Consider the following 26,777-nt stretch of genomic DNA (forward strand, 5'->3'; position numbering starts at 1 on the left):
TTTGCACCGACACGTCCAGCCTGTTTGCGGCACCTAGGAGAGTTGTTTGACCGCCCAGCGCGCGGCATCTGCCACGGCTGAATCCGGATCCTCTGTCAAATCCTGTGCAATCGGTATCAACCCCTGCAGGCCCGAGTTGCCAATGGCGTACAGCACATTTCGCACAAACCGGTCCCGTCCAATCCGCTTAATCGGAGAGCCCGAGAATTTCGTTCGAAATTCCGGATCGTCCAGTCCAGCCAATTCCGCCAGCCGAGGAGCCTTCAGATCCTCACGCGCTGCATAGCGCATGTCACTGGCCTTGACTGCGAATTTGTTCCAGGGGCAGGCGGCAAGGCAATCATCGCAACCATAGATCCGATTGCCGAGTTTCGCGCGCAGGTCTTGATCAACCGGCCCCTTGTGTTCGATTGTCAGGTAAGAAATGCAGCGCCGCGCGTCCAACTGATAAGGCGCCGGGAATGCGTCTGTCGGACAGGCGGCCAAACAGGCCCGGCAGGATCCACAGTGATCCACCTCTGCTTGATCCGAAGGTAGGTCCAGAGTTGTAAAAACAGACCCTATAAAGGCCCAATTTCCCCAATCGCGACTTACTAGATTGGTGTGCTTACCCTGCCATCCCAACCCCGCAGCATGACCCAAGGCCTTTTCCGGAACCGGGGCGGTATCGACAAAGACCTTCACCTCGCCACCAGCCTCGGCTATCAACCAGCGGGCTAACCTTTTGAGCCGCTTCTTGACCAGGTCGTGATAGTCCTTGTTCTGCGCATAGACCGAGATCGCCCCTTTCTCGGGGTGGTCCAGAATCTCGGTTGGATCATGTTCGGGCGCATAGCTTTCTGCCAACATGATCACCGATTTCGCCTCGGGCCAGAGCGCTGCCGGATCGCCTCGCCAATGGGTCCGCTCGGCCATCCATCCCATTTGCCCGTGATATTCGGCCTGCAGGAACGCCTCCAGCCGGGCGGGCACTAGGGGGACATCCCACGGGCGACAAATGCGACAAGACACAAAGCCCTCGCTCAGCGCCTGCGCCACCAACTTACCCTTTAAACCCGATCCGCTCTTCATCTGGCCCTAAATACCTTTGGGGGAAATCGCGTCTCAAGGCGCGATTGGGGGCAGACTGCCCCCCTTACGTGACCCTATCAGAAATCCAGATCTGCGTAATGGGTGGGCGGCCTGAACCCAGGAACCTGATCCGCCAGAATCGACCGGAAAGCAGGTCGGGATTTGATCTTGGCATACCAGTCTTTAACTGCCTGAGACCGATTCCAATCCACGTCCGAGATATAGTCCAGCGCCGATAGATGCGCCGCAGCCGCAAAATCGGCCAATGTCATCTGATCCCCGGCCAGCCAACGGCGGTGATCCAGCAACCAGGCCATGTAATCCAGATGATATTTGATGGCCTTGGCACCTTGCTTGACATTTTTGCTGTCAGGATAGCCCTGACCGGTAACTTTCTTGTTCACGCGCTCATAAACCAGTTTGGATGTCACCTCGTGATGGAACTTGTCATCAAACCAGGATACCAACCGGCGCACTTCATATCGCGCCTCGGGCGTTTTGGGCATCAGCGCAGGATCGGGCCGGGTTTCCTCAATATATTCGCAAATAGCGTTGCTTTCGGACATGATCTTTCCGTCCAGACGCAGAACCGGGACTTTTCCGGCCGGGTTGCGGCGCAGGAAATCGGGATCTTTCTCCCAGTATTTCTCCTCGACCAATTCAACCTCAATCTTCTTTTCCGCCAGTGACAGGCGCACCTTGCGGCAGAAGGGGGACAAGGGAACATGAAACAAACGCGCCATGGGCTTCCAATCGAACCAGTGAATACACTCAAGCTTTAGCCTTGCAGGGCCTTGGGTTTCAATCCTCGAAGCAATCCGCGCGACCATCTGCGCGAATGGTGGCCGCCCCATCGAGGATCGAGGCAGCCCGTCTGCGTGTGCGGACCGACGGATCCCGAACGGACCTGTTTCTGGGAGAAGGCAGGATTGCGGCAATACGTGCGGCCTGAACTGGCGACAGCTGGGCCGCGGTCACATTGAAGTTGCGCTGGGCTGCGGCCTCAACGCCAAACACACCTTCGCCAGTCTCGGCCACGTTCAAATAGACCTCGAGAATGCGCTGCTTGCTCCAGAAAATCTCGACCACGGGGGTGAGAGATGTCTCAAGCGCCTTACGCACCCAACTGCGCCCCTGCCACAGGAACACATTCTTCACCACTTGCTGCGTGATGGTTGAGGCGCCACGTGTACCGCCTTCCTCCAAAGCATCGCGAATGGCATCGACATCAAACCCCCAGTGCAGGCAGAAATTGGCATCCTCTGCCGCCACCACGGATCGCGCCATGACGGGCGAGATCTGTTCAATCGGCACCCAATCGCGCTGAACCTTGCCCAGCCGCCGCCATTCAGACCAGATCGTATGGGTTACCGGGGGATTCACCACAGAAAAAAGCACCACAAGCGCCAAAACAAACGCAACCAGACCCAATACCGCGCGGGTCACCCAGCGGCGAATCCGCGATTGTGTCTGGCTCTTTGCCTTCGACGCTTTGCTTTTCTTACTGCTCGATCTGCGCGCTGCTTTCTTTGCCATATTGTTGCTATACGACGCGGCGACGATGTTTGGAACGGATTAAATCGCCAAAGCGCGCGCCTCGCGCGGACGTATCACGGGACGGGCGGTTTCTGGCAGGACCGCATCGCGGGTCTGCAATTCGGGAAACAGGGCCAGAACTTCAGCCTTTGTCTCGGCGTCAGACTGAGAGAGCGCGTGCCCAGGGTAATAACTTTCGCTTTTGGCCCCATTTGCAATGACGATCTCATGGCGCGAAAAGAGAAGATGAATATAGTCGATCTGACCACCCTCAACACGCGTAACAGAATCCCCGTTGACCAGGCAATGCGCTGCGATCAGCACTTCGGAATGGCCGAACAAATACGGCGCCCGCCAGTCCGAGACCAGCATCCGGTGCTGTGGCGACACGATCAAAGGCTGTTCCAGCCCCAGCACGCCAGCCTCAAACCGAATGGGCGCCAGCTTGCCTTCGGCCTCAACCGTGGTCCGCCCCACCCAAAGCAGCGGCTGCGCACCGTTGTCCGATGTGATGACCATATCACCGGGCTTCAGATCTTCGATAAGACGCGGGCCATCAGGCGTTTCAATCAGCGTTCCGGGGGTGAAACAGGGCGGGCCAAGATTGCCAACATCTAGCGGCCCCTGCGTGTTGACAAAGGTTGATGAGACAAACGTGCCCGGTTGCAGAACCTGCCCGTCTGTTGGTGTAAAGACACGGGTTCCGTCAGCAAGATAGAAGGTCGTGCCGGTATAGGTGACATTGCCAACGCCTGTCACGTTAATCGTAACAACATCACCCGGCCACGACGAAGTAACATCCTGGCCGTTTACGGTATCCCCGCTGGGCGCGTCGATCTCGCCATCGTCATCCACATCGGTGAGGTTGAATTTATCAACAACTACCGATGTACCGCCCGGTGGCGGATTCGCGGGGTCAAACGAATAAAACTGATCAAGATAGGTGGTTGGCATCTAACAGACTCCTACGCGTTCGCACGACTGCAAAGCAGCCTAACCGCAACTTCCGAACAAAAAGTGACGAAATCTAGGCTTATTGGGCCCGTTTCGACAAGCAAACGACCACCTAGGACCAATAAAAGAAAACCCCACGTGGTTTAAAAGACACGCGGGGTTGCCATTTTCATTGGTCCTCAGATTACTCTGCAGGAACCGCTGTTGCCTCGACCGCCAACGGATGGCTGAGCTTGTTCAGCATCTCTTTCGGGCAGACCTGGATAAAGTTCGCCTTCTCGACCTCCCAGTGCTGCAGGATATCCGCAGCCTTGCGGCTAATGGTTTCGGCCTGATGGGTTTCGATCAGCGATTTCAGCTGATCTTCCCAATGGCCAATGGTCACGGGGCATGTCACCAGCGTTTCCATATTCATCAGCGCCTGCGCCTTGCCGTCGGGGTCGTACAGATAAGCCATGCCGCCTGTCATGCCCGCTCCGAAATTGGCGCCGATACTGCCCAGGATCACGGCGACCCCGCCGGTCATGTATTCGCACCCGTTCGAGCCGCAGCCTTCGATCACCACCTTGGCGCCTGAATTGCGCACCGCGAACCGTTCTCCGGCGCGGCCTGCTGCAAACAGATACCCGTCCGTGGCCCCATACAGAACCGTGTTGCCAATGATGGTGTTGTCATCCGCCTTCAGCGGGCTGACCTGCGGTGGACGCACAACAATCATACCACCAGACAAGCCCTTGCCGACATAGTCATTGGCATCACCCGAAACTTCAAGCTTGAGTCCCGGCGCTGCAAACGCCCCCAGCGACTGACCGGCAGAGCCCTGCAGCTTCACGTGCAGGTGATCCGACTGGAACGTGTTCCGCATCCCGAAATTTTGCACGATATGGCTGGAAACCCGCGTCCCAACGGTTCGGTGCGTGTTTTGCACCGCGTAAGACAGCTGCATTTTCTCGCCGTCTTTCAGGAACCGGGCCGCATCGCGCACAATTTCCGCGTCCAGCGTATCGGGCACCGCGTTCCGGTCTCTGTCGCGATTATAGACGATGTTATGGGCACCATCGACGGTGATCAGCAGCGGGTTGAGGTCCAGATCATCCAGATGCGCCGAACCGCGGCTGACCTGCGCCAGCAGATCGGCCCGACCGATGATGTCGTCAATCGACCGCGCACCGAGGTTGGCCAGCAGCTCGCGCACTTCTTGCGCGTAGAAGGTGATCAGGTTGACGACCTTATCCGCGTTACCGGTGAATTTGGCGCGCAGGCTTTCGTCCTGAGTACACACGCCAACTGGGCAAGTGTTGGACTGGCACTGACGCACCATGATACAGCCCATCGCGATCAGTGCCGCGGTGCCTATACCGTATTCCTCGGCCCCCATCATCGCGGCCATGACGATGTCACGACCGGTACGCAAGCCGCCATCGGTTCGCAGGGTCACGCGATCCCGCAGGTTGTTCATCGCCAAAACCTGATGCGCCTCGGTCAGACCCATCTCCCACGGCAGACCGGCGTATTTGATGCTGGTCGCGGGCGAAGCGCCTGTACCGCCATTGTGGCCCGAGATCAGGATCACATCCGCCTTGGCCTTGGCCACACCAGCAGCAATCGTGCCAACACCCGAAGACGCCACCAGTTTCACGGTAACCTTGCAGCGCGGGTTGATCTGTTTCAGGTCATAGATCAGCTGCGCCAGATCCTCGATCGAGTAGATATCGTGGTGCGGCGGCGGCGAAATCAGCGTTACGCCCTTGGTCGAGTGGCGCAGTCGCGCAATCAGGTCGGTGACTTTCATGCCCGGCAACTGACCGCCTTCACCGGGTTTTGCACCCTGGGCGACCTTGATTTCCAGCTCTTCGCACTGGTTCAGGTATTCTGCGGTCACACCGAACCGGCCCGAGGCTACCTGTTTGATCTTGGCCGATGGGTTGTCACCATTGGGTTCCGGCACAAAATGTGCCGGGTCTTCGCCACCTTCACCCGAGTCGGATTTGGCACCAATCCGGTTCATCGCCACGTTCAGCGTTTTATGCGCCTCGGGCGACAGCGCGCCCAGCGACATGCCCGGCGTCACAAACCGTTTGCGGATCGAGGTGATAGATTCCACCTCTTCAATCGGGATCGGCTTGCTCAGCGGTTTGAAATCCATCAGGTCGCGCAGATGGATCGGCGGGTTCGATTGCATCTTGGCCGAATACTGCTTCCACAGCTCGTAAGACGCCTTGTTGCAGGCCATCTGCAGCATGTGCATCGAAGTCGCTTCCCACGCATGGGTCTCGCCTGATTTACGGGCCTTATAGAAACCACCGATCGGCAGCACGTCCAGACCGCTTTCCCAACCCTTGGCATGGATCTCTTCGGCCTTGGATTGAATACCCGTAACACCGATTCCAGAAATCCGGCTGGTCATACCGGGAAAAAATTCGGCGACCATGGCACGGCTGAGGCCCACGGCCTCAAAGTTCAATCCGCCACGATAGGATGAGATCACCGAAATCCCCATCTTGGCCATGATTTTCAGCAAGCCCTGGTCAATCGCCTCGCGGTACCGCGCGACGTTCTCGGTCAGGCTGCCATCCAGCAACCCGCGATCAATACGATCGGCCAGAGAATCTTCGGCCAGATATGCGTTGACCACAGTGGCCCCGCACCCGATCAGAACGGCAAAGTAATGCGGATCAACGCATTCCGCCGACCGCACGTTCAGCGAACAGAAGGTGCGCAGACCTTTGCGGGTCAGATGCGAATGCACTGCGCTTGTTGCCAGGATCATCGGCATCGCCACGCGACCCTGACCCGAATTCATGTCGGACAACACCAAATGCCCCGCGCCCGAGCGCACGGCCTCTTCGGCTTCGGCTCTAATACGGGCCAAAGCTGCGCCCAGCGCCCCTTGTCCGGCTTCAAAGCTACAGTCGATTTCTGCCAATGGAGCATTGAAGTTTTCAGCCAGTGCTTCCCATTGGGCATTGCCCACAAACGGGCTTTCCAGCACGATAATTTCGGTTTGGCTGCTGTCTTCATCCAGCACGTTTTTCAGGTTTCCGAACCGGGTTTTCAGCGACATCACACGATATTCGCGCAACGAGTCGATGGGAGGATTGGTCACCTGGCTGAAGTTCTGGCGGAAGAAATGGCTGAGCGGACGGTACTGTTTCGACAGAACAGCCGATGGCGTGTCATCGCCCATTGAAGCCAGTGCCTCTTTGCCATCTTCGGCCATTGGCGCCAGAATCTGCTCCAGTTCCTCGATCGAATATCCGGCGGCGATCTGACGCTTGCGCAGCTCCTCGCCCGCATAGATCGGTGCTTCGGTGATTCCAGCCAGAGACTCGTCCAAATCGTTGATCTTGCCGACCCAATCGCCGAATGGCAGTGCGCGGGCCAGCTTGTTCTTGATCTGCGTATCGCGATACAGCTTGCCCTTTTTCATATCCACGGCCAGCATTTGGCCCGGGCCCAACGCGCCTTTTTCGGTCACGCTGGCCTCATCAATCGGGACCATCCCGGCCTCGGAGCCTGCAATTACAAGACCATCTCCAGTGACCACATAACGCATCGGACGCAATCCATTCCGGTCAAGACCGGCACAGACCCAGCGGCCATCGGTCATGGCCAACGCGGCAGGGCCATCCCAGGGTTCCATCACCGAGTTGCAGTAAGAATACATGTCGCGCCAGGCCTGCGGCAATTCCACCGCCTGCTTGGACCAGCTTTCGGGCACCAGCATGGTTTTCGCCATCGGGGCCGAGCGGCCTGCGCGTACAAGAACTTCGAATACAGAGTCTAATGCGGCAGAATCCGACGATCCACCAGCGATGATCGGTTTGATATCCTCAGCGTAATCGCCAAAGGTGCCGCTGGCCATGCGGATTTCATGGCTTTTCATCCAGTTGACGTTGCCCCTGAGGGTGTTGATCTCACCGTTGTGGGCCAACATGCGGAAGGGCTGGGCGAGCCACCATTGCGGGAAGGTATTCGTGGAATAGCGCTGGTGATAGATGGCAAAGGCGGATTCGAACCGTTCATCCATTAGATCGGGGTAGAAAACCGCAACCTGCTCGGCCAGCATCATGCCCTTGTAGATGATTGACCGGCAGGACAGTGACGCCAGATACAGCCCGGAAATCCCGGCCGCTGCTGCAGCCTTTTCAATGCGGCGACGGATGACATAAAGCTCACGCTCGAATGTCTCTTCGTCCACGCCTTTGGAATTCGAGATCAGGATCTGCTCAATCTCGGGCCGGGTCGCGTTGGCCTTTTCGCCGAGGCAGGTGACATCAACCGGAACGTGGCGCCAGCCATAGATATAATAACCCATGCGCAGCACTTCGGATTCCACGATGGTCCGGCACTGTTCCTGCGCGCCGAAATCGGTGCGGGGCAGAAAGACCTGACCAACCGCGATCAGCTGATCTAATTTGGGCTCGTGCCCGGTGCGACGGATCTGGTCATAGAAGAAAGGAACCGGGATCTGCACATGGATACCCGCGCCGTCGCCGGTTTTGCCATCCGCATCTACCGCGCCGCGGTGCCAGATCGCCTTGAGCGCGGCGATGCCAGCATCCACAACCTTGCGTGACGGCTTGCCATCGACTGAGACCACAAGACCCACACCGCAGGACGAATGCTCTTCTTCCTCGGAATAGAGACCGTTTTCGGCCATGAACTGACGTTTGGCTTCTTCGGCCCGTACCCAATCGGCATCATATTTGGTCATTGGCTGTCTCCTTCTTCCGGCAGGGCGTACATGGCTTCGACCTCAGCTTTGGTCATCTGCCGGCGCTCGCCTGCGAACGCGTACCCGTCAGGCTTTTTGTCGATATAAAGTTCCAGTTGCAGCGGATTGTCCGTGTCGTCGAACAGGCCTGCTGCCATTTGGGTATGCCCGTGCATTTCACCCGGCAGCGTAATCCGGTACCACAGGGCCGATCCGCAATCGGCGCAAAATGCACGTTCCGCCCAGTCCGAGGACGTAAAGGTCTTAACCGGCCCAAGGGCCGCATACCCCTCTTGCGCGGGAAACGTTATCAGCATCGAGCTAGTCCAGCGGCGACACTGGTCGCAATGGCACGCGCCCAACGACTCTTTCGCCGGGGTGGCAGTCACTGTGACCGCGCCGCACATACATTGGCCTTGCAATTCGGGCATCTCTGTCCCTCCTGTCGCGGGGCTTATTCGGCTGCAACCGCAGCCGCGTTGTTGAAACGGTCAAGGATCGCGTCGGCGCAGTCGCGCCCATCGCGGATCGCCCAGACCACCAGCGAGGCACCGCGCACGATGTCACCGATGGCATAGACCCCGTCCATCTCGGTCTCGCCGGTCTCGAATGCTGCTTTTACAGTGCCCCAGCGGGTCACGGGCAGGTCAGGCTGGCCAAACAGTGTGGGCAGGTCTTCGGGCTCGAACCCCAGCGCCTTGATCACCAAATCAGCGTCTTCGACATAATCCGCGCCTTCGATCAACTCGGGGGCCTGACGACCAGTGGCATCGGGCTGACCCAGACGCATCTTCTGGACCATAACGCCGGAAACCTGATCATCGCCGGTAAAGCCCTTTGGTGCGCTTAGCCATTCGAATACGACGCCTTCTTCCTCGGCATTCTGCGTTTCGCGCTGCGATCCGGGCATGTTCGCGCGGTCGCGGCGATACAGGCATTTGACCGAGGTCGCACCCTGACGGATCGAAGTCCGCACGCAATCCATCGCGGTATCACCGCCACCGATCACGACAACTTTTTTGCCTTCGGCATTCAAACGGCCATTGTCGAAATCTTCGACCTCATCGCCAAAGCTTTTGCGGTTCGAGGCTGTCAGGAAGTCGATGGCCTTTTCAATACCCGTCAAACCGCTCCCAGGCATGGACAGGTCGCGCGACTTGTAAACGCCGGTTGCGATGATAATCGCATCATGTTTGGAACGGATTTCCGCGAATTTGGCGGCGTCCACGTCGCAATTCAGAACAAACTCAACCCCGCCATCAGCCAACAGGTCATTGCGGCGCTGAACAACGTCTTTTTCCAGCTTAAAACCCGGAATTCCATACATCAGCAGTCCGCCTGCCCGGTCATGGCGATCATACACGGAGACCTGAATACCCGCACGGCGCAGCATGTCCGCCGCTGCCAGTCCACCAGGGCCGCCGCCGATGATGCCGACGCTTTCGCGGCGCTCAGCACCCGGTACGACCGGCTTGACCCATCCCTTTTCCCAGGCTGTGTCGGTGATATATTTCTCGATCGAGCCAATGGTAACAGTGCCGTGCCCGGATTGTTCGATCACGCAATTCCCTTCGCACAGGCGGTCCTGTGGGCAGATGCGCCCACAAATCTCGGGGAAGGTGTTGGTGGCCTGACTGGTGTGATAGGCCTCTTCCAGACGGCCCGTTGCGGTCAAGTTCAGCCAGTCGGGGATGTTGTTGTGCAGCGGGCAATGCGACTGACAATAAGGCACACCGCATTGGCTGCAGCGGCTGGCCTGTTCTTCAGCTTTGGCAGCAGCGAATTCGGCATAGATTTCGTCAAAGTCTTCCGTACGGGCATCTGCGGCCCGTTTTTCCGGCATTACTCGGTCGATCTGCACAAATTTCAGCATCGGTTGCTTGGCCACGGGTCAGACTCCATGAATTGGCTTGGTCGCGCCTCTTTAAAAGATGCGTAGGGGGATTAAAAGTCAAGTGTGCTGACCTTTTTTCAAAAACTTTGCTGGATTCCACCGATGACCAGTGAGAAATACAGGATATTAGTTCCGATTCGGACCTATTTGCATCCTTTTCTTTTCCTTACCGCGCTTATACGCAGGGATCACAAAGAACACGTGGCGGCAGCACGGGCAGGTAAATGAGTCTTTTTCAGTTGATTCTTGCAGCAGTCATTCAGGGAATTACCGAATTTCTGCCGATCTCATCTTCGGGTCATCTGATACTTTTACCCAGCCTGACCGGTATGGACGATCAGGGGTTGGCCATCGATGTCGCTGTGCATGTGGGCACTCTGGGCGCCGTAATTCTGTATTTCTGGTCTGATGTGAAAATGGCGATTTCCGGACTGCCGCAGGCTCTTTTGGGGCGCACCGATACACCACAAGCCCGATTGGCTCTGGGGCTGATTCTGGCCACGATCCCAACCGTCATTGTCGGAGCGATCCTGTTCAAAACCGGGCTCAGCCAGTCTCTGCGCTCAATGACGGTCATCGGCTGGACGATGCTGGGGTTCGGCATATTGCTCTACTGGATGGACCAGAAAGGGCCGCAAAGCAAAGAAACCTCTGACTGGGGCCTGCGCGATGCGATGATCATGGGCCTGTGGCAAGTTCTGGCACTGATCCCCGGAACATCCCGGTCCGGAATCACGATCACCGGGGCGCGCCAGCTTGGATACAGCCGCGAAGACGGCGCACGCATCGCGATGTTGATGTCCATACCCACGATTCTGGCATCCGGAGCATTGCTGTCCACAGAGGTCATCCGCCAGGCAAATGCCCAACTGGCGTTCGACAGTGCTGTTGCTGCGTTCTTTGCGTTTCTGTCCGCGCTGCTTGCCTTGTCGCTAATGATGCGTCTGTTGCGCAGCGTCAGCTTTACGCCATACGTGATCTACCGCGTAGTAGTGGGCGCAATCCTTCTGGTCATCGCCTACAGCTGATCAAGTCCGCATATTGCTGGCCGAATTCTGTATGTCGTCGTACTGACCCGAGGGGCGGAACTTCCACAGATAATCCGGCAGGACCGATTCCAGCGTCGCCGGCTCGATCCCCAGATCGGCAAAGCCAAGCGCGCTATCTGAGGCAACATTGTCGTGACGCAGATTCTTGAGTTGATCACGCGTCAGGATATTGTTCGGAAACAACTGAAAGCTCGCAAATTTCATTATGTCCAGCATTCCCGCCATGATCCGGGCCACCCAAAAGGGAATCCCAAGGATAATCCGGTGGCGGTTGATCACATCCAGCATCTGCAGCATCAACGCACGGAAGGTTTTCACTTCGGGTCCGCCCAGTTCGTAGACACCCCCGCTGGCCTGCCCCAGCACGCCCTGCACCGCAGCCTTGGCGACATCATCCACATAGACCGGCTGAAATTGCGTCTGGGCCCCGACCAACGGCAGAAATGGCCCCATCCGGGTCATCGCAGCGAAACGGTTGAAGAACTGATCCTCGGTTCCGAAAATCACCGAAGGGCGCAGGATCATTGCACCCGGCATATGCGCCAGAACACCGGCCTCGCCCCGCGCTTTGGTACGAGAATATTCGCTCCCCGCCTCGGCATCAGCACCAATGGCCGAGATATGGACCATACGGGTTACACCTTCAGCGGCTGCTAGACGCGCAACCCGTTCAGCCCCTTCGGTTTGAACGGTATCGAATTCATTCCGGCCAATCTCGTTCAACACACCAACACAGTTGACCACCGCATCAGCCCCCCGCATCGCCAAAGCAACCGAAGCGTCATCGCGGATGTTACACAGGACAGGTTCGACCTGCCCCACCGCACCATAGGGTCTAACAAACATCGCTTCGTTCGGACGGCGCACCGCAACCCGAACGCGCCAGCCATCATTCGCCAGACGTCGCGCAATATATCGGCCGACAAATCCGGATCCGCCATAAATCGTGACCAGTTTGGACATTTGAGGGCTCCTGCTATTGGGTCCTGATCCGATCTACCGCCCAATGCCCTTTCAAACAAGGCGCAATAACGCCGCGCAGCCACGAAAAAGCAACGCGGCACAGACGGTTGAAAGCAGTGGTCAAAAAACTTTCAAAAAACTTTCCGAATCCGGTTGACGCCTTCCGCCAGTAGGCTTAAACGCCCCTCCACGACACCTGCCCAGGTGGCGGAATTGGTAGACGCGCTAGCTTCAGGTGCTAGTGTCCGTATGGACGTGGAGGTTCGAGTCCTCTCCTGGGCACCAAACTCCAAACATCTCCCTACTTTTCAAGCGATTGCGCTCGTGCGCTTTTCCGTTTCTTGCCTGCGCCTAAGCGCTGCAATAGGTTTAAATCGCGCGCTGAATTCCAGCGTCCAGACAAGATCGAACCGGGACCCTAAAGCCAATCCCGCAAAATCGGGATCAACGGCACATCTGCCGCAGGCATCGGGTAACTGCGCAGATCATTCGCACGCACCCATTTCAGCGCCTGTCCTTCCTTCGATTGTGGAATGCCTTCCCATTTGCGGCAGGCAAACAGCGGCATCAGCAGGTGGAAATCATCATAGCTGTGGCTGGCGAAGGTCAGCGGGGCGAGGCATGAGGCCCAGGTGTTGATGCCCAGCTCTTCTTCCAACTCGCGGATCAGGGCGGCCTCGGGTGTTTCGCCGGGTTCGATCTTGCCGCCGGGAAACTCCCAAAGTCCAGCCATGGATTTGCCTTCGGGGCGCTGCGCCAGCAGCACCCGGCCCTCAATGTCTATCAGGGCGACCGCAGAAACCAGAACTGTTTTCACGACCGGTAATCCGCGTTGATCTCGATATAGCCATGGGTCAGGTCGCAGGTCCAAACGGTGGATTTACCCGCGCCCAGCCCCAGATCGACGCCGATTACAAGGTCCTGAGCCTTCATGTATTCGGCGGCGTCTTCCTCGCGGTAATCGGGGCTGACCCAGCCTTTTTCGGCCACAAGGATGTCTCCGAAAGAAATGCTCAGCAGGTCACGGTCGGCAGCTGCACCCGATTTTCCGATGGCCATGACGACGCGGCCCCAATTCGGGTCTTCGCCCGCAATGGCGGTTTTTATCAGTGGTGAATTGGCAATCGCCAATCCATGCACCTTGGCGTCGGCATCGGTGACGGCCCCGGTCACACGAATTTCTACGAATTTCGTGGCGCCCTCGCCATCGCGTACCACTTGTTGGGCAAGGTCCAGCATCACGGTTTCCAAAGCCTCGGCAAAGGCGGCATTGTCTGTCGCATCCACCCCCGAAGCCCCAGTAGCACACAGCAGCAGGCTGTCCGAGGTCGAAGTGTCGCTGTCGACGGTGATGCAGTTGAAAGTGCGGTCGGTTTGCGCACCCAGCATCTGCTGCAGCGCGGATTGCTCGACCTGGGCGTCGGTGAAGATATAGACCAGCATCGTCGCCATATCGGGCGCGATCATGCCAGAACCCTTGGAAATCCCCGCAATAGAGACTGTTTTACCATCGATCTCGACCTGCGCCGAGGCTCCTTTCGGAAAGGTATCCGTGGTCATGATGGCCCGCGCTGCATCTTCGATTGCGTGGCGACTGAGGCCGGATTTCAGGGCCTCAAGCTGCGCCACGATGCGGTCATGCGGCAAGGGTTCACCGATCACACCAGTTGACGAGGTAAAAACCCGATCGACCGGTACGCCTGTGGTCTTGGACACTGCTTGCGTCACCTCGGCGACCGAGCTTTGGCCATAATGCCCGGTAAATGCATTGGCATTGCCCGAATTCACAAGGATCGCCGCCGGCCCGTCACTTGGCCCGCCGATCTTGTCCTGACAATCCAGCACGGGTGCCGCGCGTGTGGCCGAGCGGGTAAAGACCCCAGCCACTGATGTGCCCGGATCCAGGACCGCCAGCATCACATCAGTGCGGCCTTGATAGCGTACGCCGGCTTCGACGGTCGCAAAGCGCACACCGTCAATCGCGGGCAATTCGGGAAACGCCGCCGGGGCCAGCGGAGAGACTTTGGTGATCGAGGCCACGGGGTTACTCCTGAATCAGGTCCAACTGACGCACGATGCCCGGGTTCACATCTTCGAGTGCAGGACGTTCGATCTGTGCAGCCTGGGTCAATTCGCCGATACGGGCCTGAATAGCTTCACTTTGCAGATCCTGTGCCAGCTCGTCGCGTACCGCATCAAGTGCGGGCGCTTCGGATTTGCGCTTGTCATTCAGAATGATCACGTGCCAGCCGAACTGTGTCAGCACCGGGTCCGACACCTGATCCTTCTCAAGCGCGACAACGGCGGTTTCAAACTCGGGAACCATCTGCCCCTTGCCGAACCAACCCAGCATCCCGCCATTCGGGCCGGAAGGACCGGTTGATTTTTCTTTGGCCAGCTCGGCAAAGTCGGCGCCATCATCCAACTGAGCCTTAAGGTCTTTTGCCTCATCCTCGGTCTCGACCAGAATATGGCTGGCATTAAACTCATCTTCGCCTTCAAACTCGGCAAAGCGCGCATCATAGGCGGTCTGAATGGTTTCTGCCGTTACAACTTCGTCGATCAGGGCATTTACGGTCTGAACCGCCAGCAACGACCGCGTCTCGTTCTCGATGGCCAAGGCGTTCAGATTGCTCAGCCCTTCTTGCTCCTGGCCCAGCAACTGCTGCTGAATCAGCTGTTCGATGATGAAATCATACAGAACATCATCTTCGACCTGCTGATAGTTGGGGGGCAGTGTCGCAACTGTTGCGATCACATGCGCCAGAGTGATTTCTTCGCCGTTTACGCGGGCGACCACCGTGCTGGCATCGGGCTTGGTTTCGGCGGCCAATGGCAGCGCCATCACCGTTGCAAGGGCCAGCGATGGCAGAAAAGTGAGGCCTTTGGGCATGGAATCATCCTATTTCTTTGCCACGGCAGGGCGCAGCGTTGACACTCTGGAACCTGCCGCTTACATCGCTTTGAAGCCTTGGACAGGGCCGCCTTTCACCCCCCGTATCTATGGGTTGCGCGCAAGGTGGGCAAGCCTGTCAAAACCAAGACAAGAACAGATCCGCTGGAGTGAACATGCTGGGACTCGGAACGCTCGCCAAAAAGGTGTTCGGAACACCGAACGACCGCAAGATCAAGGCGACCCGCCCCCTGATCGAACAGATCAACGCGCTGGAACCCGAGTTCGAGAATCTGTCGGATGACGGCCTGATCGCAAAGACCGCCGAGCTGCGCAAACGTGCGCTGGAAGGCGAAAGCCTGGATGATCTGCTGCCCGAGGCGTTTGCCAACGTACGCGAAGGGGCAAAACGCGCGCTGGGCCTGCGTGCCTTTGATGTGCAGTTGATGGGTGGCGCCTTCCTGCATCAGGGCAATATTTCCGAGATGAAAACGGGTGAAGGCAAGACATTGGTTGCGACTCTCCCCGCCTATCTGAACGCGCTGACCGGTAAAGGCGTGCACGTGGTCACGGTGAACGAATACCTGGCCAAGCGCGACTCGGAATGGATGGGCAAGGTGTTTGCCGCCGTGGGCATGACCACCGGTGTCATCTGGTCAGGGCAGCCCGATGCCGAGAAAAAGGCTGCTTATGCCTGTGACGTGACCTATGCCACCAACAATGAGCTGGGTTTTGATTATCTGCGCGATAATATGAAGGCGGAACTGGATCAAATTTACCAGAAATACCACAATTTCGCGATCGTGGATGAGGTCGACTCGATCCTGATTGACGAGGCGCGGACGCCGCTGGTCATTTCGGGGCCCTCCGAGGACCGGTCGGACCTGTATACCGCGATTGATGCGCTAATCCCGTCATTGGGAGAAGATCACTTCACGCTGGACGAAAAGTCCCGGAACGTGACCTTCACGGATGAGGGTAACGAGTTTCTGGAGCAACAGTTGATTGCCAACGGCCTGATCCCAGAAGACCATTCGCTGTATGATCCTGAAAGCACCACAGTCGTTCACCACGTGAACCAGGGCTTGCGCGCGCATAAGCTGTTTACACGTGACAAAGATTACATCGTGCGGGACGGCAATGTCGTTCTGATTGATGAGTTCACCGGTCGCATGATGCCAGGTCGTCGCCTGTCGGAAGGTCTTCATCAGGCCATCGAAGCCAAGGAAAACGTGCAGATCCAGCCCGAAAACGTAACATTGGCCAGCGTGACGTTCCAAAACTACTTCCGCCTGTATGACAAGCTGGGCGGCATGACCGGCACCGCGCTGACCGAGGCTGAGGAATTTGCCGAAATCTACGGTCTGGGCGTTGTCGAAGTACCAACCAACAAACCGATCGCGCGTCTGGATGAGGACGATCAGGTCTTTCGTACCGCGGCCGAAAAATACGGCGCCATGATCGACGAGACAAAGGAAGCCCAGAAAAACGGACAACCGGTCCTTCTGGGCACCACGTCCATCGAAAAGTCCGAATTGCTCAGCCAGATGCTCACCAAAGAGGGTATCCAGCACAATGTTCTGAATGCCCGCCAACACGAGCAAGAGGCGCAGATCGTTGCCGATGCGGGCCGATATGGCGCAGTAACCATCGCCACCAACATGGCCGGTCGCGGTACTGATATTCAGCTGGGCGGCAATGTGGAAATGAAGGTTCTGCAGGCGCTGGCCGAAAACCCCGAGGCAGATCCGGCCGAGCTGCGTGCCGAGGAAGAAGCCCGCCATGCTGAAGAAAAAGAAAAGGTCCTGGCTGCCGGTGGGCTGTATGTCATGGCGTCCGAACGGCACGAGAGCCGCCGTATCGACAACCAGCTGCGGGGCCGGTCCGGCCGTCAGGGTGATCCGGGCCGCACCGTGTTTTACCTCAGCCTCGAAGACGACCTAATGCGCATCTTCGGCTCGGAACGGTTGGACAAAGTTCTGACCACGCTGGGCATGAAAGAAGGTGAGGCCATCGTCCACCCTTGGGTGAACAAATCGCTGGAGCGGGCGCAATCCAAGGTCGAAGGTCGCAACTTTGACATGCGCAAGAACGTCCTGAAATTCGACGATGTGATGAACGACCAGCGTAAGGTGGTATTCAGCCAACGGCGCGAAATCATGTCCGCCGACGATCTGTCCGAAATCGTATCAGACATGCGTGAACAGGTGATCGACGATCTGATCGACGAATATATGCCGCCGAAATCCTATGCTGATCAGTGGGATACCGAGGGTTTGCACGCAGCGGTCAAGGAAAAATTGACCATTGACGCCCCGGTTCAGGATTGGGCCGCTGAGGAAGGCGTAGATGACGAGCAGGTGCGCGAACGGCTGATCAACGCCGCTGACGAGATGATGGCGCAAAAAGTGGCCGCGTTCGGCCCCGAGAACATGCGTAACATCGAAAAGCAGGTCTTGCTGAACACGATCGACAGCAAATGGCGCGAACATCTGCTGACGCTGGAACATCTGCGCTCGGTCGTGGGCTTCCGCGGCTATGCCCAGCGCGACCCGCTGAACGAATACAAGAACGAAAGCTTCCAGCTGTTCGAATCCATGCTGGATTCGTTGCGCGAAACCGTGACCCAGCAGCTGTCCCGCGTGCGACCGCTGACCGAAGAGGAACAGCGCGAAATGCTGACTCAGATGCAAGCGCAGCAGGCACGGGCGCAGCAGGCGGTAGATCAGGCCGCTGGTCACGCCGAAGCGGTGGCCGAGGCCGAAGCCTCGGGTGATGCGCGGCCTGGATTTGTCGAAGACGACCCGGCAACTTGGGGAAACCCGTCGCGCAACGACAAGTGCCCCTGCGGTTCAGGCAAGAAGTTTAAGCATTGCCATGGCCGGTTGACCTAACGTCACCACAATCGAGACACAATGAGTCCGCCTCACGGCCACATATTAGCCGTGATTCAACTGCAGGGTGCGAATCGCTCCTTCAACTGGGGAGGGTGTCTTGTTTGTAATTAAGAACTACGTAACCACTGGCGGCACCGTTGCTTGTGCATTGGCCATTGGCTACCTCATGCAGAACGGAACCCCTGCGCAACCGCGAGGGGAGCGGGCTTCTGTTGATGTGGCATCAGTTACGGATCAGGCTTCAATCATCCCCGGGTTAAGCGAAGTCGTTCTGACCTCATCTGCACCGGTTCACGGAACAAGCAAAGAGACCGGGTCCGACAACCGTTTTATCGAATCCAGTCGATCAGAACCTGTCAATCCCATTGACTGCACCCTCAGTGCGCGCGCTACTGCCGTTCCCGGTGCTGCCGCCCGGCTGGTCGTCAACGCCCCCTGCCACAGTAATGAATCCGTGGAAATTCACCACAGCGGCCTGACAGTCACACAGCGCACCGACGCATTAGGGCGCATGGACATGACAATCCCGGCCCTGTCAGAATATGCGATCTTTCTGATCTCGTTTGAAGACCAACATGGAACAGTCGCAACCACCCATATCGCTGACATTGCCAATTACGAACGCATTGCCCTGCAATGGCAGGGTGAAACTGACCTGCAAATTCATGCGCTGGAATTCGGGGCCATCTATGGCGGCAATGGCCATGTCTCGGCCGAGACCCCGACCGAAGGCGCCGGACAGGTAGTGCGTCTGGGCAATACCGGAACCGGGGACATGAAAAACATCGAAATCTATTCGTTCCCTGCTGGTCTTTCCAACCAAAACGGGTCGATAGAAATCACTGTCGAAACCGAGGTGACTTCAGAAAATTGCGGGCGCGACCTGAACATCCAGTCGCTTGAATTGCGGGATGATCGGTTGAGATCAAAAGACAGGACGCTGAGTTTTCCTGAATGCTCCCGCACCGGAGAGTTTCTGGTGTTGAATAATCTCTTCCAAGACCTGACAATCGCCGCAAACTAAATCCGCAGGCAGGCTCGGGCATCTTATGACATTCTTTCGTGTGGCAGCGGCTGCACTGGCTTCCGTTACAATCGCTTCGGGCGCACAGGCGCAAGACATCTCGCTTATGTCGCATGACGGCAAGGTCGAAGTCACCGGTGACCTGCTGGGATTTGATGGCGAGTTCTATCGCGTGGCAACACAATTCGGCACGCTGACAGTTGATGGGTCCGGTGTGACCTGTACCGGACCTGCCTGCCCAAGCCTGACCGATTTTGTGGCTGAAATCCGATTTGCCGGATCTTCGGTCATGGCGGAAAAGGTTCTACCAGCGCTGATTGTTGGCTTCGCACAGCAGCAAGGGTTGTCGGCGACCCCAAACAGGCTGACCGCCAACACATTTTCTTACGAACTGCACCAACCCGGGCGGGCAGCACCGCTGGGTCGGTTCTTCTTTGACGCAGGGAACACTGAGCGCGGATTTAGGGCGCAGGCAGAAAACCAGGCTGATATTGTTCTGGCGTTGCGCGAAATCCGACCCGAAGAGGAGCAAGCCGCACAAGCGGTAGGCCTTGGCGATCTGACCCGCACCCGCCGGGCCCGCGTCATCGCGCTTGACGCTTTGGTACCAATCGTTGCCAACTCGAACCCGTTACAGCAAATCTCGCTTGCGGAATTAACCCGGGTGTTTTCGGGCGAGATTACGAGTTGGGCCGAGTTGGGCGGACCCGATGCGCCAATTTCACTGCACCTTCCGGAAGCTGGTTCGGGTCTGGCCCAGAATGTCGAAGACAGGCTTCTGGGACCCTCCGGCACAGCCCTTTCCGAGGCGGCCATTCGGCATAACCGCAGTACTGATCTGGTGCGTTCCGTTGCTGCGGATCCCTTTTCAATAGGTGTCGCAAGCCAAGCCGAAGCCAGCACCGCGCGTGCCCTGCCTTTGACCGGCGGATGCGGTCATGCGCTGGCGGCAACTCGGCAGTCAATCAAGACCGAAGATTATCCGCTGACCTCGCCTATGTTTCTATACCTGCCGGACCGGCGATTGCCGCGTTTTGCACGCCAATTCCTGGCCTACACCCAGGGAGCCGAGGCGCAGATGGCAATACGCGAGGCTGGCTTTGTCGATCAAACCCCCGAGACTATGGGTCTTGGGGTGCAAGGGGATCGACTTGCCAATGCGATCGCGTCGGGCGGATCAGAAGTTGGTTTGGAGGAACTTCAGCGGCTGGTCGAGATTTTCAGACCCATGTCCCGCCTGTCACTGTCCTTCCGGTTCGAGCCCGGTTCCTCGCGCCCGGATGCGCAGTCACGGTCCAATATCCGACATCTTGCCCTTCTTTTGGAATCCGGGACCCTCGATGCCCGAGAGCTTAGGTTTGTCGGCTTCAGCGATGGCGAAGGGGCAGCGTCAACCAATGCGCGGATCGCATTGTTGCGGGCAAAAACCGTTCGCAATGCCGTATTGGCCGAGATTGAAACCGCTATCGGGGACAGCGTCGAAATCACGGTCGACGCCTTTGGCGAGGCCATGCCCATGGCCTGCGACGACACGGAATGGGGCCGAAAGGTCAACCGCCGAGTCGAGGTCTGGGTTCAATAGCACTCACAGATAGCCTTCGGACCTGAAGCTCAACTCGTTCGACTTTCCAATGATCAGATGGTCATGCAGCGTCAGGCCCAGTGCCAGGCAGGCATCCTGAATTCGGTTGGTCATGTCGATATCCGATTGCGACGGGGTCGGGTCACCTGACGGATGGTTATGCACAAGTATCAACGCCGAGGCATTCAGCTCCAGCGCCCGTTTGGCAACCTCACGCGGATAGACAGGGACATGATCCACCGTGCCCTTGGCCTGTTCCTCATCAGCGATCAGCACGTTTTTGCGATCCAGATAGAACACACGGAATTGTTCGGTCTCGCGATGGGCCATGGTGGTGTGGCAATAGTCCAGCAATGCGTCCCATCCGGAAATCACATGTCGCCTCATCACCCGCGCGCGGGCCATGCGATGGGCGCAGGCCTCAAGGATTTTCAGATCGGTGATCACGCTATCCCCGACGCCTTTGATTTGGCGCAGCCGTTCCTCGGGCGCGGTCAGCACCCGATTGAAATCGCCAAACGCCTCCATCAACGCACGCGCCAGCGGTTTCACATCCTGCCGGGGGATTGAACGGAACAGGACCAGTTCCAACAACTCATAATCCGGCATGGCGGCGGACCCGCCAGACAGGAACCGTTCGCGCAGCCGCTTGCGATGATCTTTGATGTAGGAGGGTAACCGACCCGTCGGCAGCGGCTGCGCGGGGGCTTCGTCTGTATCGAACAGCATTGGGGCTTCGGAAAAGGCGTCCTGTGTCATGCTCTCAGCCTGACGCAGAATCGGTTTCCAGATGGTTAACGCACCTCACCTGCCATGCGGGCAGTGGCGCGGCGGACAACCATATGCAACACGATGGAAAACACCCCCAAGGTCAACATCGCGGCGAACATCAGATCAGTCTTTGCACGGCCATTGGCCAACAGCATCAAATATCCCAACCCTTGGGACGAGCCGACCCATTCACCAATCACCGCCCCGATCGGCGCATAGACGGCGGCCAGCCTCATCCCCGACGCCAGCGAGGGCATCGCCGCCGGAATGCGGATATACCACAGCACTGCACGCGGACTGGCCTGCATCGTGCGCGCAAGGTCCAGATAGCCCTGCGGCGTCCGCATCAGCCCATCGAAGAAAGACGAGGTGATCGGGAAATAGATGATCAGCACCGCCATCGCGACCTTGGACCAGAGGCCATAGCCCAGCCAAAGCGTCAACAACGGGGCCAGCGCAAACACCGGCAGAGCCTGCGTGAACACCAGCATCGGCTGTACCAGCACGCGCGCCGCCCGCGAATTGGACAGTTGCAGCGCAGTGACCACACCCAGAACCGTCCCAAAGGCCAATCCAATCACCACTTCGACCGCAGTGATCCAAGTGTGTTCGGCGATCAGCCAACGGTTCTGCCACCAAGTCTCGGCCACCACGGCGGGGCTTGGCAGGATGAACTTAGGCAAGCCGGTCGTCCAGACGATACCCTGCCAGATCGCAATCGCAAACACGGTGGCTGCAAGGGCTGAGAGATATTTCATGCGACCGCCTCGCGCAGCAAGCGCAACAGCGCACCTTGCGTCTCAAGCGTCTCAAGGTCGTCCACATGGCGCGGGGCAGGTGCATGCGGCGGCTCACAGGGGGTCAGGCCCTGCTGTGTCATCACCATGATGGACTGGCCCAGCCGGGCGGCCTCACCCGGGTCATGTGTCACCAGCAAAACGGTCCGGCCCTGCAGCGCCTCGACCGCCAAGTCCTGCATATCAGCCCGAGTGCGGGCATCCAGCGCCGAAAACGGCTCATCCAGCAGAACAATCGGGCGATCCTCCATGAGCGTGCGGGCTAAAGCGACGCGTTGGCGTTGGCCGCCCGACAGTTCGGCGGGTTTCTTGGTCATATGATCCTGCAATCGCATGCGCTGAATCAGACGGTTGCGTCGCTCCAGATCGACCGACTTGCCCCGAAGCCGCGCACCTAACGAGACATTCTGTGCGACTGTTGCCCAGGGCAGCAGCAGATCATCCTGCGCCATATAGGCCACGCGGTCCTGCATCGGAGCACCGTCGCCGGCGGTGATCTGCCCGGTGAACACGGCACCTGTATCAAGCCCGGCAATCAGACGTAGAATTGTGGTTTTACCAACGCCCGATCCGCCCAACAGGCAAGTCCACTGCCCGGCCCCAAGGGTCAGGGTAAGCGGAGCGAACAACGTCGCCCCGTCAATCGTAGCCGTGCCGTTGATGCTCAGATCGGGCGCCCGTGTCATGGGGTCAGCCCCATTTGCCAGAAGTTAACCTCTAGCTCGGTTGCGGTGCGGAAGGTCTGGCACAGGCGGTCCCAGCGAGGCGAAGCTGCAAAGTTCTCACCAATACGCCGTGTTAGAGCCTGATCGAGCAGTTCTCCAACCGCTTTGCACGCGCCTTGGTAGTCGTCACTGGCATAGGTATTGATCCAATCACGATAGACCTCGGATGTTGCCTCGGAGGCCAGCCGCGTGCCGATTTCACCATAGCCCATCACACAAGGGGCCAGAGCCGCCAGCAGGTCCAGCAAATCGCCACTATATCCGGCCTCAAGCACAAAGCGCGTATAGGCCAGGTTTTCGGCGCGTTCAGGGGTTGCGAACAGCTCCTCATGGGAAATCCCAGCTGCCTCACAGATACCGATATGCAGCTGCATTTCCTCGGCGACCAACGCATTTACTGTGGCCACAGCCGTCAGCATTTCCGAATGAGTCTCGGACTTAACAACCGCCAGTGCCCAAGCACGGGAAAAATGGATCAGGAACACATAGTCCTGTCGCAGGTAATGCAGGAACGCCGCGCGCGGCAGCGTTCCGTCTTTCATTCCTTCCACAAAGGCGTGGCGGGTGTAATTCCCCCAAGGCCCTTGCGCAGCATCGCGCATCAGCGCGAAAGCTTTGCCGTAATCGCTCATTGCGCGGTCACATCAATGGCAATGTCGCTGACCGGGTTCAGGCTGTCGATCATGCCGCTGTTCTTCAGAAACTCCTCGAACCGCGCATAGCGACCCGCATCAAACGCCGCCGGACGCAGCGCGAACCGGGGCAGCGTGTCGACCCAGGCACGGGCATTCAGTTCATCCTGCAGCTCGGGCGAGGTGGCCGCGAAGATTTCCCAGCTTTTTTCCGGGTTGTTGACGATATACTGGGTCGCTTTTTCGGTCGCGGCCAAGAATCGGGCGATTTTGTCGGCATCCATCGTGTCGGGATTGGCGACATAGATCAGCTCATCATAGGGTGGGATGCCTTCCTCTTCGATATAGAAACAGCGACCCGCGACACCTTCGATATCCATCTGGTTCAGCTCAAAATTCCGGAACGCCCCGATAACCGCATCCACCTGACCGGTCATCAGCGACGGCGACAGCGAGAAGTTGACATTGACCATCTCAATCTCATCCAGACCGATATCATGCTGCCCCAGAAGGGTTGTCAGGATCGCCTCTTCGACACCGGCGACCGAGAAACCGATTTTCTTGCCCCGCAGATCGGCCAGCGACTTGATCGGGCCATCATCCAGCACCAGCAGGCAGTTCAGCGGGGTGGCAACCAGCGTGCCGACCCGTTTCAGCGGCAAGCCCTCATGGATTTGCAGATGCAGCTGCGGCTGATAGGATACCGCCAGATCGGCCTGACCGGCAGCAACCAGGCGCGGCGGCGCGGAGGGGTCCGCAGGCGGGATGATTTCAACCTCAAGCCCCTGGTCGGCAAAATAGCCGTTTTCCTGTGCGACGATAATTGGACCATGGTCCGGGTTCACAAACCAATCCAACAAGACGGTCATCTTATCCTCGGCCCAGGCCGGCGCGGCAGCCAGCAGGGCGATTGCAGCGATCAGTTTTTTCATATCTCGCGGTTCCTTCTGTTCACGAGGTTGAAGCCGCGACAAGAACAATCTCGCCCGGCCAATTCGGTTGAATTCGTTCGGCAGCACGCCAGGCGCGCAATCCGGTAGCACAGCACAATGCCAGCCTTTTGCCTTTATTAGGGTCTATCTGATTCAGATCATCCGGCGATATCCGTTGCGCATCAGGATGTACCGGGCGCGGGGATTCCTTGGGGCTGCGCAGCTCGATGATCTGGTCATCTGTCGTCAGTTGCCCGGCCGAGAGAAACCGGAAACAGCCGTTCGGTTCGGGCGCATCGTCAAAGCGGAAGGCCGTGCTGCGGAGTGTCCGACCATCGTACTGAACCATCTGACCCAGCACCGAGGGCGTCAGTCCAAGGATCAGGTTCAACGCCATCTGTGCCTGCATCGCGCCGACCGTCCCGACGACCGAACCCAGAACACCAGCGGTGGCGCAGCTTGCCCCGCTGTCCGGCGCATCCGGGAACAGCGCCCGCAAAGACGGCGCGCCGCCGCAGAAACCTCCGACATAGCCCGACAGCCCAAGCACCGAGGCGCTGATCAGCGGCTTGCCTTGCGCCAAGCAAGTGTCCGACAGGATATAGCTGGCCGCATAGCTGTCTGCGCAATCCAAGATCACATCCGCCTGAGCGACCAGGTTACTGGCATTTTCGTCTGTTAGAGCCTGTTTTTTGCCGCTGACGTCTATGTCTCCATTGATCGCCTTGCACCGTGCCGCCGCACGCTCGGCCTTGGGGTGTCCGCAATCCGTCTCAGAAAACAAGGTCTGCCGATGCAGGTTGGACAGCTCAACCTGATCCCTATCCAGGATCGTGATCTGCCCGACCCCTGCCCCAGCCAGCAACGGCAGGACCGGGGCGGCCAAACCGCCCGCACCCACCACCAGAACACGGGCCGAGGACAGGCGCGCCTGCCCTTCGGCCCCAACCTCTGGCAACAGCGTCTGACGGGCATATCGGCTCATCTGGTGACCTCGATCCATTGACTCAAACGCGCCTCGGGGTTGGTATCCAGGGTAATATCGGTCACGACCGAGACGATATCCGCCCCAGCCTGCAGGACACCCGGTGCACGCTCGACGCTCATCCCGCCGATGCCAACCAGTGGAGTATCACCAACGCGCGCTTTCCATTCTGTGACGCGGGGCAGACCCTGCTGCTGCCATTTCATCTTTTTCAGGATGGTGGGATAGACCGGGCCAAGCGCCACATAGTCGGGGTCCATGGCCAACACGCGCTCTAACTCATCATCATCATGGGTGGACACGCCCAGTTTCAAACCCGCCTTGCGGATGGCAATCAAATCGGCCTCGTCCAGATCCTCTTGCCCCAAATGCACCCAGTCACAGCCGGCGTCGATGGCCGCCTGCCAATAGTCATTGACCACCAGAACTGTCCCATTTGCGCGGCACAGGTCGCGCGACTTGGCAATCTGGTCACACACCACATCCATGGGCTGGTCCTTGACCCGCAGCTGCACCAGTTTCACACCCAGCGGCAGCATCCGGCGCAGCCAGTCCGAATGATCGAAGATCGGATAAAACCGGTCGAGTGTCATGACAGAAATGCCTTTCCAATAACCGGGGTCGAAGGTTCCGCCATATCGCGCGCCTCGATCGGGTCGGCCTGATGGGCCAGTTGCCCGGCCTCGATCGCGCGGGCCATTGCGCGGGCCATCAACGCGGGGTCTCCGGCACGGGCCACGGCGGTGTTCAGAAGAACGGCGTCATAGCCCAGCTCCATCGCGTGGGCCGCGTGGCTGGGCAGACCGATACCAGCGTCAATCACCAAGGGCAGATCCGGGAATTCTGCCCGCATCGCACGCAGGGCATATTCATTGTTCAGCCCCCGCCCTGACCCGATCGGCGCGCCCCATGGCATCAGCACCTCACACCCGGCGGCAAGCAGCCGTTCGCCAACAATCAGATCGTCGGTCGTATAGGGAAAGACCTGAAACCCGTCGCTGGTCAGAATGCGCGCAGCTTCGACCAGCTGGAACACATCCGGTTGCAGGCTGTCGGTATGGCCGATCAGTTCCAGCTTGATCCATTTGGTATCAAAAACCTCACGCGCCATATGGGCGGTGGTCACCGCCTCTTTGACCGTGTGGCATCCGGCGGTGTTTGGCAGGACCGATACGCCCAGATCGCGGATCATCTGCCAGAATGTCTGCCCTGCACCGGATTCACGTCTGAGCGAGACAGTGGCAACACCCGCCCCGCTTTCGCGAAAGGCCTGCTCCAGAATAGCCGGGCTGGGATATTGCGCCGTGCCCAGCATCAGCGGGTTGGCCAATGTAGTTCCGTAAAAGGATTTCATC

The 26,777-nt window shown here is 58.2% G+C and carries 23 protein-coding genes and 1 tRNA gene; 5 read left to right on the top strand and 19 right to left on the bottom strand.

The window, feature by feature from the left end; translation table 11 throughout:
• Positions 1 to 33 precede the first annotated feature (33 nt).
• The 7 genes from queG to AC2FIP_RS15985 all read right to left on the bottom strand — a co-directional run bounded on the left by queG (position 34) and on the right by AC2FIP_RS15985 (position 10,166).
• On the bottom strand, positions 34 to 1,071 hold the full coding sequence (gene queG, locus AC2FIP_RS15955; protein ID WP_496787181.1) for a tRNA epoxyqueuosine(34) reductase QueG: 1,038 nt from the start codon (positions 1,069 to 1,071) through the stop codon (positions 34 to 36).
• 77 nt (positions 1,072 to 1,148) lie between these two features.
• Complete coding sequence (gene fzlA / locus AC2FIP_RS15960) at positions 1,149 to 1,814, bottom strand: FtsZ-binding protein FzlA (RefSeq protein WP_496707311.1); 666 nt, start codon at positions 1,812 to 1,814, stop codon at positions 1,149 to 1,151.
• Between the two features lie 58 nt (positions 1,815 to 1,872).
• A complete protein-coding gene (gene mtgA / locus AC2FIP_RS15965) occupies positions 1,873 to 2,607 on the bottom strand; it encodes a monofunctional biosynthetic peptidoglycan transglycosylase (RefSeq protein ID WP_496787183.1) in 735 nt (244 codons plus the stop codon).
• A gap of 39 nt (positions 2,608 to 2,646) precedes the next feature.
• Positions 2,647 to 3,561, bottom strand: a complete 915-nt coding sequence (locus AC2FIP_RS15970; protein WP_496707315.1) for a Hint domain-containing protein — start codon at positions 3,559 to 3,561, stop codon at positions 2,647 to 2,649.
• 184 nt (positions 3,562 to 3,745) lie between these two features.
• Positions 3,746 to 8,278, bottom strand: a complete 4,533-nt coding sequence (gltB, locus tag AC2FIP_RS15975; RefSeq protein WP_496787185.1) for a glutamate synthase large subunit — start codon at positions 8,276 to 8,278, stop codon at positions 3,746 to 3,748.
• Positions 8,275 to 8,709 (bottom strand): GFA family protein, encoded by a 435-nt coding sequence (locus AC2FIP_RS15980; RefSeq protein WP_142640285.1) that lies wholly within the window; start codon positions 8,707 to 8,709, stop codon positions 8,275 to 8,277. The genes gltB and AC2FIP_RS15980 overlap by 4 nt, the downstream gene beginning before the upstream one ends.
• A 23-nt stretch (positions 8,710 to 8,732) precedes the next feature.
• Positions 8,733 to 10,166: an NAD(P)-dependent oxidoreductase gene (locus AC2FIP_RS15985; protein WP_496787187.1), complete on the bottom strand. Its 1,434-nt coding sequence runs from the start codon at positions 10,164 to 10,166 to the stop codon at positions 8,733 to 8,735.
• A gap of 230 nt (positions 10,167 to 10,396) precedes the next feature.
• Here AC2FIP_RS15985 and AC2FIP_RS15990 point away from each other — a divergent pair, with 230 nt between their 5' ends.
• Positions 10,397 to 11,200, top strand: coding sequence for an undecaprenyl-diphosphate phosphatase (locus AC2FIP_RS15990; RefSeq protein ID WP_142640289.1), 804 nt, complete (start codon positions 10,397 to 10,399; stop codon positions 11,198 to 11,200).
• On the opposite strand, the gene AC2FIP_RS15995 is transcribed toward AC2FIP_RS15990, so the two are convergent.
• Positions 11,201 to 12,184 carry a complex I NDUFA9 subunit family protein gene (locus tag AC2FIP_RS15995; protein WP_496787188.1) on the bottom strand — a complete coding sequence of 328 codons (984 nt, stop codon included), beginning with the start codon at positions 12,182 to 12,184 and terminating at the stop codon, positions 11,201 to 11,203. It lies immediately after the preceding gene.
• A gap of 198 nt (positions 12,185 to 12,382) precedes the next feature.
• On the opposite strand from AC2FIP_RS15995, the gene AC2FIP_RS16000 reads away from it, so the two are divergent.
• Positions 12,383 to 12,469: transfer RNA gene (locus AC2FIP_RS16000), tRNA-Leu, on the top strand.
• A 133-nt stretch (positions 12,470 to 12,602) separates the two neighbouring features.
• On the opposite strand, the gene mutT is transcribed toward AC2FIP_RS16000, so the two are convergent.
• Genes mutT through AC2FIP_RS16015 form a run of 3 tightly spaced genes read right to left on the bottom strand, consistent with a single transcriptional unit; the run spans position 12,603 to position 15,077 of the window.
• Positions 12,603 to 13,001 carry an 8-oxo-dGTP diphosphatase MutT gene (gene mutT, locus AC2FIP_RS16005; protein ID WP_496692631.1) on the bottom strand — a complete coding sequence of 133 codons (399 nt, stop codon included), beginning with the start codon at positions 12,999 to 13,001 and terminating at the stop codon, positions 12,603 to 12,605.
• Positions 12,998 to 14,224: a bifunctional glutamate N-acetyltransferase/amino-acid acetyltransferase ArgJ gene (argJ, locus tag AC2FIP_RS16010; protein WP_496787190.1), complete on the bottom strand. Its 1,227-nt coding sequence runs from the start codon at positions 14,222 to 14,224 to the stop codon at positions 12,998 to 13,000. The genes mutT and argJ overlap by 4 nt, the downstream gene beginning before the upstream one ends.
• A 4-nt stretch (positions 14,225 to 14,228) precedes the next feature.
• Positions 14,229 to 15,077 carry a peptidylprolyl isomerase gene (locus AC2FIP_RS16015; RefSeq protein WP_496787192.1) on the bottom strand — a complete coding sequence of 283 codons (849 nt, stop codon included), beginning with the start codon at positions 15,075 to 15,077 and terminating at the stop codon, positions 14,229 to 14,231.
• A 176-nt stretch (positions 15,078 to 15,253) separates the two neighbouring features.
• Between AC2FIP_RS16015 and secA the strand changes: the two genes are divergently transcribed.
• The 3 genes from secA to AC2FIP_RS16030 all read left to right on the top strand — a co-directional run bounded on the left by secA (position 15,254) and on the right by AC2FIP_RS16030 (position 20,580).
• Positions 15,254 to 17,971: a preprotein translocase subunit SecA gene (gene secA / locus AC2FIP_RS16020; protein WP_496787194.1), complete on the top strand. Its 2,718-nt coding sequence runs from the start codon at positions 15,254 to 15,256 to the stop codon at positions 17,969 to 17,971.
• A gap of 100 nt (positions 17,972 to 18,071) precedes the next feature.
• The gene (locus AC2FIP_RS16025; RefSeq protein ID WP_496787196.1) at positions 18,072 to 18,998 is read left to right on the top strand and encodes a hypothetical protein; all 927 of its coding nucleotides are present in this window, start codon (positions 18,072 to 18,074) and stop codon (positions 18,996 to 18,998) included.
• Between the two features lie 25 nt (positions 18,999 to 19,023).
• The gene (locus AC2FIP_RS16030; protein ID WP_496787198.1) at positions 19,024 to 20,580 is read left to right on the top strand and encodes a phosphate ABC transporter substrate-binding/OmpA family protein; all 1,557 of its coding nucleotides are present in this window, start codon (positions 19,024 to 19,026) and stop codon (positions 20,578 to 20,580) included.
• A 3-nt stretch (positions 20,581 to 20,583) separates the two neighbouring features.
• On the opposite strand, the gene radC is transcribed toward AC2FIP_RS16030, so the two are convergent.
• The 8 genes from radC to AC2FIP_RS16070 are packed head-to-tail and all read right to left on the bottom strand — an operon-like array spanning position 20,584 to position 26,776.
• Complete coding sequence (radC, locus tag AC2FIP_RS16035; protein ID WP_496709526.1) at positions 20,584 to 21,339, bottom strand: RadC family protein; 756 nt, start codon at positions 21,337 to 21,339, stop codon at positions 20,584 to 20,586.
• A gap of 35 nt (positions 21,340 to 21,374) precedes the next feature.
• Positions 21,375 to 22,109, bottom strand: a complete 735-nt coding sequence (locus tag AC2FIP_RS16040) for an ABC transporter permease (protein ID WP_496787199.1) — start codon at positions 22,107 to 22,109, stop codon at positions 21,375 to 21,377.
• Positions 22,106 to 22,834: an ABC transporter ATP-binding protein gene (locus AC2FIP_RS16045; protein WP_496702859.1), complete on the bottom strand. Its 729-nt coding sequence runs from the start codon at positions 22,832 to 22,834 to the stop codon at positions 22,106 to 22,108. The genes AC2FIP_RS16040 and AC2FIP_RS16045 overlap by 4 nt, the downstream gene beginning before the upstream one ends.
• Positions 22,831 to 23,505, bottom strand: coding sequence for a thiaminase II (tenA, locus tag AC2FIP_RS16050; protein WP_496787201.1), 675 nt, complete (start codon positions 23,503 to 23,505; stop codon positions 22,831 to 22,833). The genes AC2FIP_RS16045 and tenA overlap by 4 nt, the downstream gene beginning before the upstream one ends.
• Complete coding sequence (locus AC2FIP_RS16055; RefSeq protein WP_496698745.1) at positions 23,502 to 24,437, bottom strand: ABC transporter substrate-binding protein; 936 nt, start codon at positions 24,435 to 24,437, stop codon at positions 23,502 to 23,504. The genes tenA and AC2FIP_RS16055 overlap by 4 nt, the downstream gene beginning before the upstream one ends.
• A 19-nt stretch (positions 24,438 to 24,456) precedes the next feature.
• Positions 24,457 to 25,422, bottom strand: a complete 966-nt coding sequence (locus AC2FIP_RS16060) for a ThiF family adenylyltransferase (RefSeq protein WP_496698743.1) — start codon at positions 25,420 to 25,422, stop codon at positions 24,457 to 24,459.
• On the bottom strand, positions 25,419 to 26,015 hold the full coding sequence (locus AC2FIP_RS16065) for a thiamine phosphate synthase (protein WP_496698741.1): 597 nt from the start codon (positions 26,013 to 26,015) through the stop codon (positions 25,419 to 25,421). Before AC2FIP_RS16065 ends, AC2FIP_RS16060 begins: the two co-directional genes overlap by 4 nt.
• Complete coding sequence (locus AC2FIP_RS16070; RefSeq protein ID WP_496787205.1) at positions 26,012 to 26,776, bottom strand: thiazole synthase; 765 nt, start codon at positions 26,774 to 26,776, stop codon at positions 26,012 to 26,014. Before AC2FIP_RS16070 ends, AC2FIP_RS16065 begins: the two co-directional genes overlap by 4 nt.
• Between the last annotated feature and the right edge of the window lies 1 nt (position 26,777).

Source organism: Ruegeria sp. CDSB114, from assembly GCF_059611025.1.

Bases quoted from the DNA above. Each gene is read 5' to 3' on its own strand.
- AC2FIP_RS16040 (WP_496787199.1), bottom strand. From the start codon at position 22,109: ATGAAATATCTCTCAGCCCTTGCAGCCACCGTGTTTGCGATTGCGATC.
- AC2FIP_RS15995 (WP_496787188.1), bottom strand. From the start codon at position 12,184: ATGTCCAAACTGGTCACGATTTATGGCGGATCCGGATTTGTCGGCCGA.
- secA (WP_496787194.1), top strand. From the start codon at position 15,254: ATGCTGGGACTCGGAACGCTCGCCAAAAAGGTGTTCGGAACACCGAAC.
- AC2FIP_RS16030 (WP_496787198.1), top strand. From the start codon at position 19,024: ATGACATTCTTTCGTGTGGCAGCGGCTGCACTGGCTTCCGTTACAATC.
- fzlA (WP_496707311.1), bottom strand. From the start codon at position 1,814: ATGGCGCGTTTGTTTCATGTTCCCTTGTCCCCCTTCTGCCGCAAGGTG.
- gltB (WP_496787185.1), bottom strand. From the start codon at position 8,278: ATGACCAAATATGATGCCGATTGGGTACGGGCCGAAGAAGCCAAACGT.
- mtgA (WP_496787183.1), bottom strand. From the start codon at position 2,607: ATGGCAAAGAAAGCAGCGCGCAGATCGAGCAGTAAGAAAAGCAAAGCG.
- AC2FIP_RS15990 (WP_142640289.1), top strand. From the start codon at position 10,397: ATGAGTCTTTTTCAGTTGATTCTTGCAGCAGTCATTCAGGGAATTACC.
- AC2FIP_RS16045 (WP_496702859.1), bottom strand. From the start codon at position 22,834: ATGACACGGGCGCCCGATCTGAGCATCAACGGCACGGCTACGATTGAC.
- tenA (WP_496787201.1), bottom strand. From the start codon at position 23,505: ATGAGCGATTACGGCAAAGCTTTCGCGCTGATGCGCGATGCTGCGCAA.
- queG (WP_496787181.1), bottom strand. From the start codon at position 1,071: ATGAAGAGCGGATCGGGTTTAAAGGGTAAGTTGGTGGCGCAGGCGCTG.
- AC2FIP_RS16065 (WP_496698741.1), bottom strand. From the start codon at position 26,015: ATGACACTCGACCGGTTTTATCCGATCTTCGATCATTCGGACTGGCTG.
- AC2FIP_RS15970 (WP_496707315.1), bottom strand. From the start codon at position 3,561: ATGCCAACCACCTATCTTGATCAGTTTTATTCGTTTGACCCCGCGAAT.
- AC2FIP_RS16055 (WP_496698745.1), bottom strand. From the start codon at position 24,437: ATGAAAAAACTGATCGCTGCAATCGCCCTGCTGGCTGCCGCGCCGGCC.
- AC2FIP_RS15980 (WP_142640285.1), bottom strand. From the start codon at position 8,709: ATGCCCGAATTGCAAGGCCAATGTATGTGCGGCGCGGTCACAGTGACT.
- AC2FIP_RS16070 (WP_496787205.1), bottom strand. From the start codon at position 26,776: ATGAAATCCTTTTACGGAACTACATTGGCCAACCCGCTGATGCTGGGC.
- AC2FIP_RS16060 (WP_496698743.1), bottom strand. From the start codon at position 25,422: ATGAGCCGATATGCCCGTCAGACGCTGTTGCCAGAGGTTGGGGCCGAA.
- AC2FIP_RS16015 (WP_496787192.1), bottom strand. From the start codon at position 15,077: ATGCCCAAAGGCCTCACTTTTCTGCCATCGCTGGCCCTTGCAACGGTG.
- radC (WP_496709526.1), bottom strand. From the start codon at position 21,339: ATGACACAGGACGCCTTTTCCGAAGCCCCAATGCTGTTCGATACAGAC.